Source organism: Achromobacter marplatensis, from assembly GCF_002209535.1.
Lineage (GTDB): Bacteria > Pseudomonadota > Gammaproteobacteria > Burkholderiales > Burkholderiaceae_B > Achromobacter > Achromobacter marplatensis.
On sequence record NZ_NJIG01000011.1, the window covers coordinates 1 to 12,316 of the forward strand.

Genomic DNA, 12,316 nt, shown 5'->3' on the forward strand with positions numbered 1-12,316 from the left:
TCCGAGCCCGGGACGTTGATGCTGTAACCCAGGGAGCCGTTACCCAGGTCCACGACCTTGCCGGTGTAGTCCTGGCCATTGACCGTCAGGGTGACGGTGTCACCGACCTTGACGTCGCCGCCGACCTTGCCGGTCACGGCGATATCCTTGCCGGATTCTTCGGCGTTGACGATGCCGTCGCCGGCGATCGTGTCGATGGAAATGGTGGCATCGATGTCGGTGTCGACGCTGTAGCCCTTATCGGCTTCAGCGGTCTTGCTGTTGCCGGCGTCGTCGGTCGCGGTGACGGAGGCGTGGACGTTGGAATCCTTAGCGAGTTCCGAACCCGGGACATTGATGCTGTAGCCCAGGGAACCGTTGCCCAGATCCACCACCTTACCGGTGTAGTCCTGGCCATTGACGGTCAGGGTGACGGTGTCGCCCACCTTGACGTCGCCGCCGACCTTACCGGTCACGGCGATATCCTTGCCGGATTCTTCGGCGTTGACGATGCCGTCGCCAGCGATCGTGTCGATCGTGATCGAAGCATCGATGTCCGTGTCGACGCTGTAGCCCTTGTCCGCTTCAGCGGTCTTGCTGTTGCCGGCGTTATCGGTCGCCGTGACGGAGGCATGGACGTTGGAGTCCTTAGCGAGTTCCGAACCCGGAACATTGATGCTGTAGCCCAAGGAGCCGTTACCCAGATCCACGACCTTGCCGGTGTAGTCCTGGCCGTTGACGGTCAGGGTGACGGTGTCGCCGACCTTGACGTCGCCGCCGACCTTACCGGTGACGGCAATGTCCTTGCCCGATTCTTCGGCGTTGACCACGCCGTCGCCGGCGATCGTGTCGATCGTGATCGAGGCGTCGATCTCGGTGTCGACGCTGTAGCCCTTATCGGCTTCAGCGGTCTTGCTGTTGCCGGCGTCATCGGTCGCCGTGACGGAGGCGTGGACGTTGGAATCCTTAGCGAGTTCCGAACCCGGGACATTGATGCTGTAGCCCAGGGAACCGTTGCCCAGATCCACGACCTTACCGGTGTAGTCCTGGCCATTGACGGTCAGGGTGACGGTGTCGCCCACCTTGACGTCACCGCCGACCTTACCGGTCACGGCAATGTCCTTGCCCGATTCTTCGGCGTTCACCACGCCGTCGCCGGCGATCATGTCGATCGTGATCGAAGCGTCGATCGAGGTATCAACGTCGTAGCCCTTATCGGTCTGGGCTGTCGTCGAGTTGCCGGCGTCGTCGGTCGTCGTCACGGAGGCATGGACGTTCGAGTCCTTGGCCAGTTCCGAACCGGGAACATTGATGCTGTAACCCAAAGAACCGTTACCCAGGTCCACGACCTTGCCGGTGTAGTCCTTGCCATTGACGGTCAAGGTGACGGTGTCACCGACCTTGACGTCGCCACCGACCTTACCGGTGACGGCAATGTCCTTGCCCGATTCTTCGGCGTTCACCACGCCGTCGCCGGCGATCGTGTCAATGGAGATCTCGGCCTTGGGGGGCAGGGTGTCGACGACGGTGGCAGTCTCGCCAGGCAGGCCAGGGGTGCCCGCTTCGTTGGTATAGCTGCCGTCCGGCACCTTGATGGTCACCGGGCCTTCATAGTTCGTCTCAGGCGTCAGATCGCCGATCCACTTCGTCGGGTCGGTCGGGTCAGGGCGCAGATTGGTGATCTTGCCGTGGTCGACCACCACGTCCGACAGATCAAAACCTACGGGGCGCGTGCTGAAGTTGAACGAGACGGTGCCATCACCGTTGACGGTGATGATGACCGAGGGCCTCACGGGATCGGGCAGCGTCGGCGTGGCGTCGGTGTCGTCGCCCGTCAGGCCATTGCTGGTGGCGCGCGGCGCGGTATCGTTGCCGCGGCTGGGGTTCGGGTATGCAAGATCCAGCGGGGAAGTGGTTTCCAGGATGCGAGCCAGGCGGACAAAACTGCTGCCGCCGGCATCGCCGCCACCCGCCACGACGGCGGCGGTGGGGTCCAGTTCGTCGAACGGATCGCGGCCGGCTTGCAGCGCGGCCAGCAGGCGATCGGAATCGGTGCCGCTGGGCGCGGCGACGGCCGCTTCGGTCGGATCCGCCAGGGGGCCAGCCATGTCCCCATTTACAGCGACTTCACGGCCTTCACCGATGACGATCGGCATGCCGTTTTCCACCTGAAGCGAAACCGTGGCGCCCGAGGCAGTGACGATGTCGCTGCCGGCGGGGACTTTGCTGCCTTGATGCAGTTCCGTCAGAGATCCGTCGCTATTGCGAATCCAAGCGCGACCGGAGATTTCGTTGACGACTGCGGGGGAAGAGTTGGCCATGTGGGTTCCGTTTCAGGGAGTTATCCAAGATGGCCAGATACTAGAGGGAGCCGCTTGCGCGGGATATTGTCCTCAAGGACAGTATCAGGAAGTAATTTTGCTCCGCGATTCCGTCGACGCGGAAATGCCGTGGACCAATAGGGCCAGTTGCAGGCGGTCCGACACGCCGAGTTTCTCGAAAACGGCTGACAGATGTGCCTTGACGGTGCGTTCCGTGATGCCCAGTGCTTCGGCGATCTGCGCGTTGGCTTGACCGCTGGCAGCGTAGCGGGCAACGGTGATCTCGCGGTCAGTCAACAGGCCTGCGTCCCAGGAATGCGAATCCTGGGCTCGTTCCGTAACCAGCTTCAGCAGCCGCGTGACCAGGGAGCGCCCCATCCAGATGCCGCCCGAGGCCACGACTTCCAACGACTGAGCCAGGGACGCGGCGGGCGCATAGCTATGGCAATAGCCGTGGGCGCCGGCCCCAAGGGCTTGCGTGCCTTGCTCATCATTCGGGCTCGGGCTCGCGACTACCAGATGCAGGCCCGCCAGGGTAGACATCCAGACGGGGTCCTGCCAGGACGGCAAGCGGGGCACATCCGAATCCAGCACGGCCAGAGACCGGCCTTGTTCGCGCCAACGTTGCAGATCGGCCAGGCCACGTCCGCGAGCGGCCAGCCAGCGCGCCGGGTCCAGCGCGCGCCAGTGCTGCCATAGCAGGTCGTCGTGCGTAATCAACAGGACGGGTACAGGTTTCATATCGCCTTCCAGCTCTCCTTCATCGTTCGGTAAAGGCGTTCGCCTTGGCTCGCAAAATGGGCTTGAGCAGGTACTGCAGCACGGTGCGCTTACCCGTCAGAATATGAACCTCGGCCACCATCCCTGGGATGATGGGCAGCAATTTGTCGCCTACGGTGCTGCGGTCCGTGCGAACGCGCACCACGTAGTAGGAATTGCCTTTTTCGTCTGTAACCGTATCCGCGCCGATCTGCTCGACCTTGCCTTCCAGGCCGCCGTAGATGGAAAAGTCGTAGGCCGTGAACTTCACTTCGGCCTTCTGGTCGGCGTGCAGGAAACCGATATCGCGCGGCTGGATGCGCACTTCCAGCAGCAGCGTGTCGTCTTTGGGCACGATTTCAATGATGTCCTTGCCCGGTTGCACCACGCCGCCGACGGTGTTGTTGAACAACGTCTTGATCGTGCCGCTCAGGGGTGCGCGGACTTCGGCCAGCTTGACCCGGTCAGCCAGCGCAAGCTTGCCCTGGCGCAGGGTCGACAGCTTGGTATTGGTTTCGGACAGTTCGCTGCGGGCCTGGTTGCGGATGTTCAGCTCGGCTTCTTCAAGCTTGCTTTGCGCTTCCTTGATGGAGGCCTGGAATCGGTCGATCTGCGCTTCGGCGCCTTTTTGTTCGCCGCAGTAGCGCGCCACATCGCGTTGCAGGCGCAACAGGTCCACTTCAGAGACTGCGCCGCTCTTGAGCAGCGGGCGGGTCACCTGGAGTTCGCGCGAGGTCAGGCCGCAACTGGCCGAGGCCTGGTCGCGTTTGGCGATCGTTTCACGCAGATCTTCCTGACGCTGCTTGAGCTGCTCGCGTGCCACATTGACCGTCGCGTTCAGTTCGGTATTACGCGCCTGCCAGGCGTTGCGCTCCATTTCCGCCAGGCCGGGAGCCTGCTTCAGAACCTCTTCCGGCGCCACGAAGGGTTCACCCGTCGCCAGCGCCTGCAGACGGGCTGACTTTGCCAGCAACGACAGGTATTCCGCGTTGTTCTCGCCCAGCGACGAGGCAAAACGCGTGGAGTCTATCTTCAGCAGAGTCTGGCCGGCTTCGACCTGTTGGCCGGGACGCACCAGGATCTCTTCGACGATGCCGCCGTCCAGGCTTTGAATGATCTGCACCTGGCGCGACGGCACGACTTTGCCTTCGCCCCGCACGACTTCATCAATGCTGCCCGCGGCCGCCCACACCAGCAGGAGCAGGGTAGCCAGCAAGGACACCCACAGCAGGACGCGCGAGCTGCGGGCCTGGGATTCGTGGATAGCCCATTCGGCGTTGCCGACGTAGTCGGAGCGTTGCTTGGGCTTGCCTTTTTCGGAGCCATCCAGCAGCCGGTCAAAGAAGAAGACAAAGACGTTGCGCAGCTTGCGCCAAAGGCTTCCAAACAGGCCGTGCTTGGGCTGGTCAGGATTATTCAACATGGATTCCTCAGCTTCCGCGTCCAACGCGTCCTTGACGCAGTGCTTCGACAACCTGTTCCTTCGGACCGTCGGCCACGATGTGGCCGTTATCGATCACGATCAGGCGATCGACCAGATCCAGCAGCGCGGTCCGATGCGTGACCAGCAGGATGGTTTTGGTTGCGCTGGCTTCGCCCAGCCGCTTGCGCAGCTGGGCTTCGCTTTGGTGATCCATATTGCTGCTGGGCTCGTCCAGCAGCAGGATCGGAGGATCGTTGATGAGCGCGCGCGCTACTGCCACCGACTGGCGTTGGCCGCCTGACAGGGATTCGCCGCGTTCGCCAATCACCATGTCGAACCCATTGGGATGCAGGTTGGCGAAATCCGTCACGCCGGCCAGATTGGCGGCGGCCAGAATGCTGGCGTCGTCGGCATAGGGCGCGCCCATGGCCAGATTGTGCTTCAGGCTGCCGTAAAACAGCAGCGGGTCCTGCGGCACATGGCCGATCACGCGGCGCACGTCGGCCGGATCGATTTGGCGCACGTCCACGCCGTCCAGCAATACGGCACCCTCGGTAGGCTGATAGAGCGCCAGCGCCAGTTTTTCAAGCGTGGTCTTGCCCGAGCCGATGCGGCCGATGATGCCGACCTTTTCACCGGGTTTCAGCTTGAACGACACCTTCTTCAGCACAGGCTGGGTCGAACCCGGATAGGCGAATGTCACATCGCGGAACTCCAGCGCACCGTGGAACACCGGGCGGTGCAGGAATTCGGCGTCCGCAGGGCGTTCTATGGGCAGCTTCATATAGCTGTCGATAGAGCCCAACGACGTGCGCGCATTCTGGTACTGCATCAACAGCCCGGCTACCTGGCCCAGCGGGGCCAGGCAGCGGCCGGCGATCATGGAGGCGGCGATAATGCCGCCCATCGACATGGCTGATTCCTGCGCTTGATAGACGCCGATGATCACGACGGCGATCGACACCAGTTGCTGCACGGCCTGCACGAAGCCCACCGTGGATGACGAGATCAGCTTCAGTTTGCCGCCGGTCTGGGCGATGAACTCCGTGGCGCGTTCCCAGTTGCGCTGGATGGCTCCTTGCGCGTTCAGGGTCTTTACCGCCTCCAGGCCCGTCAGCGCTTCCACCAGCGTGGCATTGCGCTGCGAACTTGCCTGGAAGGTGGCCGATGTCAGCGCCTCCATGCGCGCCTGGGCAGCCAGCGACACCAGCAGGATCAGCACAATCGCCACCAGCGGTGGCAAGATCATCCAAGGGGATATCCAGGCCAACGCTGCCAGGAACAGCAGGATGAACGGCAGATCGACCAGCGTGGTGATGGTGGCAGACGCGATGAAGTCGCGGATGGATTCGAATGACCGCAGGTTGGCCGCAAACGCCCCTACCGATAGCGGTCGGCCCTCCAGCCGCAAGTCCAGCACGCGCTCCATGATCTGGGCAGACAGACGGATATCCACCCTTTTGCTGGCGCTATCGACGACGTGTGAACGCGCCGTGCTCAGGATCATGTTGAAGATGACCACCAGCGTGATGCCGATTGCCAGCACCCATAGTGTCTCGACCGCGTTGTTGGGCACGACGCGGTCATAAACGTTCATGGTGAACAACGGCATCGCCATGGCGAAGATATTGATCAGCAACGCAGCGATGAGCGCATCGCGGTACAGGCGCCGGTTTTCAATGATGGCGGCCCAGAACCAATGGCGTTCGCGCACCTTGGATACTTCCGGGGAACGCGCGTCAAAGCGGAACTGCGGGCGAATAAAGCACACCAGGCCGGTGTACTGCGCGGCCAATGCTTCGGGTGTCATTTCGACTGAACTGCCACCCAGTTCGGGGTGGCTGACGACGTATTTGCCATCGTCTTTCTTAAGCAGCAGGCACGCGCGTTCGCCCTTCAGCAGGAGAATGGCGGGTAACAAGTCGGGCGAAATGCTGTCCAGCGTGCGTTTGACGACGCGCGCGGACAACTGCGCACGTGCCGCCGCGCGCGGCAGCAGGGCGGGGGTCAGGCGGTGCTCTTCCAACGGCAGGCCGGAGGAAAGCGCCTGGGCGGTCGCCGTCACGCCATGCAGGCGGGTGATTTCAACCAGGCAGTCCAGCAGCGGATCGTCGTGTGCGGCGCGAGCGTCGGCACGCCATTCCCGGGCTGCCTTTTCAGATAACTTGTCCATCTTCGTCATCCAACAGGTCCAGATGTTCCGAGAGCCGCGCGCGCTGTTGCTTACGCTGGGTGAGTTTCTGTTGTGCCTGTACAGGCAGATCGGTCAAACGCAAGGTGCCATTGGCGATCAAGGCGTCGATCAGGTCTTCCAGGACGCGGACAAAGTCCGCGTCCAACTGCGAAAATTCTTTGCCCTGGGGCGTCATATGGCCTCCTTGCGACCCAACCCCGGTCAGGGCTTGGCGTTGGGCGCGTTCAGCGGCACGAGCGTGGGCGGCAGCGTACCTTCGTTATATTGGACGCGCACCGGAGCCAGGCGGGCAGCATCGGGAACCGTCGAATTGCAAAGCTTGATCACTTCGTCGGTTACCACAAGCTTGCCGTTTTCCTCAGGCATTTCGTTGCGCGCGGGTTGCAAAGACAGCGCCGGCAGCAGCGTGTGCGACAGCGCCAGCCAGCGATATTGCGCAAGCTTGAGGTCGTAGATGCCGTTGGTCAATGCGCGGCGCGATTCGAACAGTTCGTTCTCGGTGTCCAGCAAGTCCAGCAGCGAACGCTGGCCGATCTGGAATTGCTGAGCGTAGGCATCGCGCACCTTGGTGGTAGCCACTTCGTGGTCACGCAGGAAAGGCAGCTTCTGGCTCAGGCTGACAATATTGTTCCAGGCCACGGCCAGATCTTGCTGCACGTTGCGGCAGGTGTAGTCGCGGATGTCCCGCGCGGCATAGGACTGCGCGGCGGTCTGGCGCACGCGGGCGGCATCGGCGCCGCCGCGGTACAGGTTATAGCTCATCACGACCTGGACGCTGGAGCTTTGGATGTCGCGGCTCTGCGGCGTGGGGTCGTTCTGGTCACGGCCGGTAGAGGCCACGAATTCAAACTTGGGCGAAAACGCGCCCTTGGACGACGACACGCCCGCTTCGGCGGCCTGCAGCCCGGCCTGCTTGGACAGGAAGCTGGGGTTGCGGCGCAGCGAATCATTGAAGTTGCCGGGTTTGACCGGCAGTTTGTCGCCCACTTCGGGCGTCGGCTGCATGGCTTCGGGCGGGAAGGCGCCGGTAACACGCTGGAAGCGTTGCTGCACATCAAGCAGGTTGGCGCTTTCCGTCATCAGGTTGGTCTGGGCCAGCGACAGGCGACCACCCGCTTGTTCCAGATCGACCCGGCGGCCGACGCCGGATTCCGTGCGTTCGCCGATTTGTTTCAGCGTCTGCTCGTGCAGCGAATAGTTCTGCCGCGCCAGCAATTCCATGTCGCGATAACGCTGCAGGTCGATATAGGCCTGTACCGCCGCAAAAGCGGTGGAGTCGCTGGTGGCCAGCACGTCATAGAAACGTGCCAGCTTGTCGAAGCCGGCTTGCTTGACGTCATTGCTGGTGCGGAAACCATCAAATATCAATTGGCGCAATTCGACGTTGTAACCAGGGCGGCTCCAGTTTTGGGAACCTACGCCCGGGACGTTGTTGCGGTATTCACGGCCGACATAACCCAACGCGTTGACCTGCGGGAAAAACGCTGCGCGCGCCACCGACTGGCCTTCGAGCGAAGCCTGGAAATCATGGTACTTGGCCTGGATCTCGGGATTGCTGAGCAGCGTTTGTTCAACGATCTGGTTCAGCGTCACGGCGGGTTGTCCGGCAGCAGGGGCAGCGGCGGGCGCGGCGGTCTGCGCGAAGGCAGCGGGAACAAAGGCCAGGGCAATTATCGAAGTCGTGCTTTTGAGCAAAAACGAAGCCATAGTGATTATTCGCGAGTCAGGTTGGATTGAATGGCCGCTATGTTGTATGCAAATGTCATATTCTTCGAGTCAAGATTTGTTAAGTCTTGCTGGATGCAACGGGCCGGCCATGAGATTTCTTCGCGCAACATCACCTAAAAGCACTGAATTTGCACGAACTTCACAATATATGAATGCCCATATTTTAATTAATGCGTTTTATTGCGCATTATTTCGAATAAGGGACGGTCATAGTGAAACCGGATTATATCGTTTTGATAATTTTGTATCTATTTTCTTTAACTAAAACCTTGAGCGTGATTAATTTCCCACAGTGTTTGACAGGTTCGGATTCGCGATTGAGGGGACAGATTCCGTAACGAACATGGTAGTGTTGGTGCTAGTATGTATGGTGCGGTTGTACTAGGTTCAGACCCTGGGCATAATTCCTACATGCCGCAGTGGCCGGCGCGGGAGCGATTTGCTTTTCAACCGCGCGAGGCACGAGCCGGATTGTCTATTTGCAGAGCGCATCCATGGCCCAAACCCTTTACGACAAACTCTGGGACGCCCACATCGTCCACCAGGAATCAGACGGCACCTGTCTGCTCTATATTGACCGCCACCTGCTGCACGAAGTCACCAGCCCGCAGGCGTTCGAGGGCTTGGCGATTGCCGGGCGCAAACCGTGGCGCACGGGCGCCAACCTGGCGGTCGCGGATCACAACGTCCCGACGATCAATCGCGCCCAGGGTATCGATGACCCGGTATCCCGCCTGCAAGTGGACACGCTGGACACCAATTGCGATAAGTACGGCATTACCGAATTCCGCATGAATGACCTGCGCCAGGGCATCGTGCACGTGATCGGCCCGGAGCAGGGCGCGACCTTGCCCGGGATGACCGTCGTCTGTGGCGACTCGCACACCAGCACGCACGGCGCGCTGGGTGCGCTGGCCTTTGGTATCGGCACGTCGGAAGTCGAGCACGTGCTGGCGACCCAGACGCTCTTGATGAAGAAAGCCAAGAGCATGCTGATCAAGGTGGAAGGCGAATTGCCCTTCGGCTGTACGGCCAAGGACGTCGTCCTGCACATCATCGGCATCATCGGCACGGCCGGCGGTACCGGCCACGCCATCGAATTCGCGGGCAGCACCATCCGCGCGCTGTCCGTGGAAGGCCGCATGACGGTCTGCAACATGGCGATCGAAGCCGGCGCGCGCTCGGGCATGGTGGCGGTGGACGACAAGACCGTCGACTACTTCCGCGGTCGCCCCTTCGCCCCAGTGGGCGTGGTGTGGGACCAGGCCGTCAAATACTGGCGCACCCTGCACACGGACGACGGCGCCAAGTTCGACACCGTGGTCGAAGTCAATGCGCGCGACATCAAGCCGCAAGTCACCTGGGGCACCTCGCCTGAAATGGTATTGCCGGTGGATTCCCGCGTGCCGGACCCCGATCGCGAAAAGGACGATGTGCGTCGCAGCGGCATGGAACGCGCCCTGGAGTACATGGGCCTGAAGCCGAATACCCCGCTGATCGATATCCGTGTGGATCGCGTGTTCATCGGCTCGTGCACCAACTCGCGCATCGAAGATTTGCGCGCGGCCGCCGTCGTGGCGCGCGGCAAGCGCGTGGCCTCGAACGTGCGCCAGGCGATGGTGGTGCCGGGGTCGGGCCTCGTCAAACAGCAAGCCGAACGCGAAGGCCTGGACAAGATCTTCATCGAAGCCGGCTTTGAATGGCGCGAGCCCGGTTGCTCGATGTGCCTGGCCATGAACGCCGACCGCCTGGAACCTGGCGAACGTTGCGCGTCCACGTCCAACCGCAATTTCGAAGGACGGCAGGGCCAGGGCGGCCGCACGCATCTGGTCAGCCCCGCCATGGCTGCCGCCGCTGCCGTGGCCGGCCATTTCGTCGACGTCCGCACGTTCCGTTAAGCGAATCAGCCCCGAGTACCGACATCATGCAAGCATTTACCACTCACGAAGGCCTGGTGGCTCCGCTCGATCGCGAAAACGTCGACACGGACCTCATCATTCCCAAGCAATTCCTCAAGTCCATCCAGCGCACGGGTTTCGGCCCGAACCTCTTTGACGAGCTGCGCTACCTGGATCACGGCGAACCCGGCATGGACAACAGCAAGCGTCCGCTGAACCCGGATTTCGTGCTGAACCAGCCGCGTTACCAGGGCGCCTCGGTGCTGCTGGCGCGCAAGAACTTCGGTTGCGGCTCCAGCCGCGAACACGCGCCCTGGGCGCTGACGCAGTATGGTTTTCGCGCCATCATCGCGCCGTCCTACGCCGATATTTTCTTCAACAACAGCTTCAAGAACGGCCTGCTGCCGATCGTGCTGTCAGAATTGGAAGTGGCGCGCCTGTTCGACGAAGTCAAAGCCTTCCCGAACTACAAGCTGAACATCGATCTGGACCGCCAGGTCGTGATTGCCCCGGACGGCCGCGCGATGGGCTTCGACATCGAACCCTTCCGCAAATACTGCCTGCTGAACGGTTTCGACGACATCGGCCTGACCTTGCGCCATGCCGACAAGATCCGCGCCTTCGAGGCCGAGCGCTTGGCCCGCCACCCGTGGCTGGAAAGCCGTCCCATCGCCTGAACTCCATTCTGACCACAGGATCGTTTCTTAAATGACCCACCACATTGCAGTCTTGCCGGGTGACGGCATCGGCCCGGAAATCGTTGAACAGGCCGTGCGCGTCCTGAATGCGCTGGACGTTTCCTTCGACATCAAGCAGGCCCCCGTGGGCGGCGCCGCGTTCGACCAGTTCGAGCACCCGCTGCCGCCGGCCACGCTGAACCTGGCCAAGGAATCGGACGCCGTGCTGTTCGGCGCTGTCGGCGACTGGAAGTACGACAGCCTGCCGCGCGAGTTCCGTCCTGAGCAAGCCATCCTGGGCCTGCGCAAGGCGCTGGGCCTGTTCGCCAACCTGCGTCCCGCCATCCTGTATCCCGAGCTGGCCAGCGCCTCGTCGCTCAAGCCCGAGATCGTGTCCGGCCTGGACATCCTGATCATTCGCGAACTGACCGGCGACATCTATTTCGGCACGCCGCGCGGCGTGCGTTCGTCGCCCGACGGCGCCTTCACGGGCGAACGCGAAGGCTACGACACGATGCGCTACGCCGAATCCGAAGTGCGCCGCATCGCGCGCATCGGCTTCGAATCGGCCCGCAAGCGCAACAAGAAGCTGTGCAGCGTGGACAAGGCCAACGTGCTGGAAACCTCGCAGTTCTGGCGCGATATCGTCATTGAGGTGGCACGCGAATATCCCGACGTCGAGCTGTCGCACATGTACGTCGACAACGCCGCGATGCAGCTGGTGCGCAACCCGCGCCAATTCGACGTCATCGTCACGGGCAACCTCTTCGGCGACATCCTGTCGGACGAAGCCGCCATGTTGACGGGCTCGATCGGCATGTTGCCGTCCGCCTCGCTGAATGCCGGCGGCCAAGGCTTGTACGAACCCAGCCACGGTTCCGCGCCCGACATCGCCGGCCAAGGCATCGCCAACCCGCTGGCAACGATCCTGTCGGCCGCCATGCTGCTGCGCTACTCGCTGAATCTGGCGCCGCAGGCCGACCGCATCGAAGCCGCCGTGCGCCGCGTGCTGGCTGACGGCTTGCGCACCGCCGACATCTTCGAGCCGGGCACGACGAAAGTCGGCACGGCAGGCATGGGCGACGCGGTACTCAAAGCCCTGGCCTGATTTGCCTGGCAAGGGGCGCGCCCTTGCGGCGCAGCCCCCGATTTTCAAGGGCCGCCCGCAAGGCGGCCCTTTTTGTCGTGTTGCGACGGCGCTGCGAAAGGCGTGCCCACATCTTGCGGCCCCTATTTTTTAAAGCTGCGCTGCAACATCAATGCGTGCATTCTGATAAATTGTTGAATTGCACGTTTTTTTCTACCCCAGACCTTGTCTCCACCTTTATAGAGCGATT

9 protein-coding genes are annotated in these 12,316 nt (G+C 61.9%); 3 read left to right on the top strand and 6 right to left on the bottom strand.

The features are described 5' to 3' along the window. The 6 genes from CEY09_RS22765 to CEY09_RS22790 form a co-directional block, all read right to left on the bottom strand. Window positions 1-2,300 (bottom strand): retention module-containing protein (locus CEY09_RS22765; RefSeq protein ID WP_143219571.1); only part of this gene is annotated, 2,300 nt, incomplete at its 3' end. Window positions 2,301-2,384: 84 nt separating this feature from the next. Beyond that, on the bottom strand, window positions 2,385-3,041 hold the full coding sequence (locus CEY09_RS22770; RefSeq protein WP_088590364.1) for a response regulator transcription factor: 657 nt from the start codon (window positions 3,039-3,041) through the stop codon (window positions 2,385-2,387). A 19-nt stretch (window positions 3,042-3,060) separates the two neighbouring features. Further along, window positions 3,061-4,482: an HlyD family type I secretion periplasmic adaptor subunit gene (locus tag CEY09_RS22775; RefSeq protein ID WP_088590471.1), complete on the bottom strand. Its 1,422-nt coding sequence runs from the start codon at window positions 4,480-4,482 to the stop codon at window positions 3,061-3,063. A gap of 7 nt (window positions 4,483-4,489) precedes the next feature. Continuing rightward, window positions 4,490-6,655, bottom strand: coding sequence for a type I secretion system permease/ATPase (locus CEY09_RS22780; RefSeq protein ID WP_167390144.1), 2,166 nt, complete (start codon window positions 6,653-6,655; stop codon window positions 4,490-4,492). Continuing rightward, entirely contained in the window at window positions 6,639-6,851 is a 213-nt protein-coding gene (locus tag CEY09_RS22785) for a hypothetical protein (protein ID WP_088590366.1), read from the bottom strand. The genes CEY09_RS22780 and CEY09_RS22785 overlap by 17 nt, the downstream gene beginning before the upstream one ends. Before the next feature lie 26 nt (window positions 6,852-6,877). Beyond that, on the bottom strand, window positions 6,878-8,383 hold the full coding sequence (locus CEY09_RS22790) for a TolC family outer membrane protein (protein ID WP_088590367.1): 1,506 nt from the start codon (window positions 8,381-8,383) through the stop codon (window positions 6,878-6,880). A gap of 515 nt (window positions 8,384-8,898) precedes the next feature. Between CEY09_RS22790 and leuC the strand changes: the two genes are divergently transcribed. Genes leuC through leuB form a run of 3 tightly spaced genes read left to right on the top strand, consistent with a single transcriptional unit; the run spans window position 8,899 to window position 12,087 of the window. Further along, on the top strand, window positions 8,899-10,302 hold the full coding sequence (leuC, locus tag CEY09_RS22795) for a 3-isopropylmalate dehydratase large subunit (RefSeq protein WP_088590368.1): 1,404 nt from the start codon (window positions 8,899-8,901) through the stop codon (window positions 10,300-10,302). A gap of 26 nt (window positions 10,303-10,328) precedes the next feature. Beyond that, window positions 10,329-10,979, top strand: a complete 651-nt coding sequence (leuD, locus tag CEY09_RS22800) for a 3-isopropylmalate dehydratase small subunit (RefSeq protein ID WP_006226995.1) — start codon at window positions 10,329-10,331, stop codon at window positions 10,977-10,979. Between the two features lie 31 nt (window positions 10,980-11,010). After that, a complete protein-coding gene (gene leuB, locus CEY09_RS22805) occupies window positions 11,011-12,087 on the top strand; it encodes a 3-isopropylmalate dehydrogenase (protein WP_006226994.1) in 1,077 nt (358 codons plus the stop codon). The last annotated feature ends 229 nt before the right edge of the window (window positions 12,088-12,316 follow it).

Bases quoted from the DNA above. Each gene is read 5' to 3' on its own strand.
- CEY09_RS22770 (WP_088590364.1), bottom strand. From the start codon at position 3,041: ATGAAACCTGTACCCGTCCTGTTGATTACGCACGACGACCTGCTATGG.
- CEY09_RS22775 (WP_088590471.1), bottom strand. From the start codon at position 4,482: ATGTTGAATAATCCTGACCAGCCCAAGCACGGCCTGTTTGGAAGCCTT.
- CEY09_RS22780 (WP_167390144.1), bottom strand. From the start codon at position 6,655: ATGGACAAGTTATCTGAAAAGGCAGCCCGGGAATGGCGTGCCGACGCT.
- CEY09_RS22785 (WP_088590366.1), bottom strand. From the start codon at position 6,851: ATGACGCCCCAGGGCAAAGAATTTTCGCAGTTGGACGCGGACTTTGTC.
- CEY09_RS22790 (WP_088590367.1), bottom strand. From the start codon at position 8,383: ATGGCTTCGTTTTTGCTCAAAAGCACGACTTCGATAATTGCCCTGGCC.
- leuC (WP_088590368.1), top strand. From the start codon at position 8,899: ATGGCCCAAACCCTTTACGACAAACTCTGGGACGCCCACATCGTCCAC.
- leuD (WP_006226995.1), top strand. From the start codon at position 10,329: ATGCAAGCATTTACCACTCACGAAGGCCTGGTGGCTCCGCTCGATCGC.
- leuB (WP_006226994.1), top strand. From the start codon at position 11,011: ATGACCCACCACATTGCAGTCTTGCCGGGTGACGGCATCGGCCCGGAA.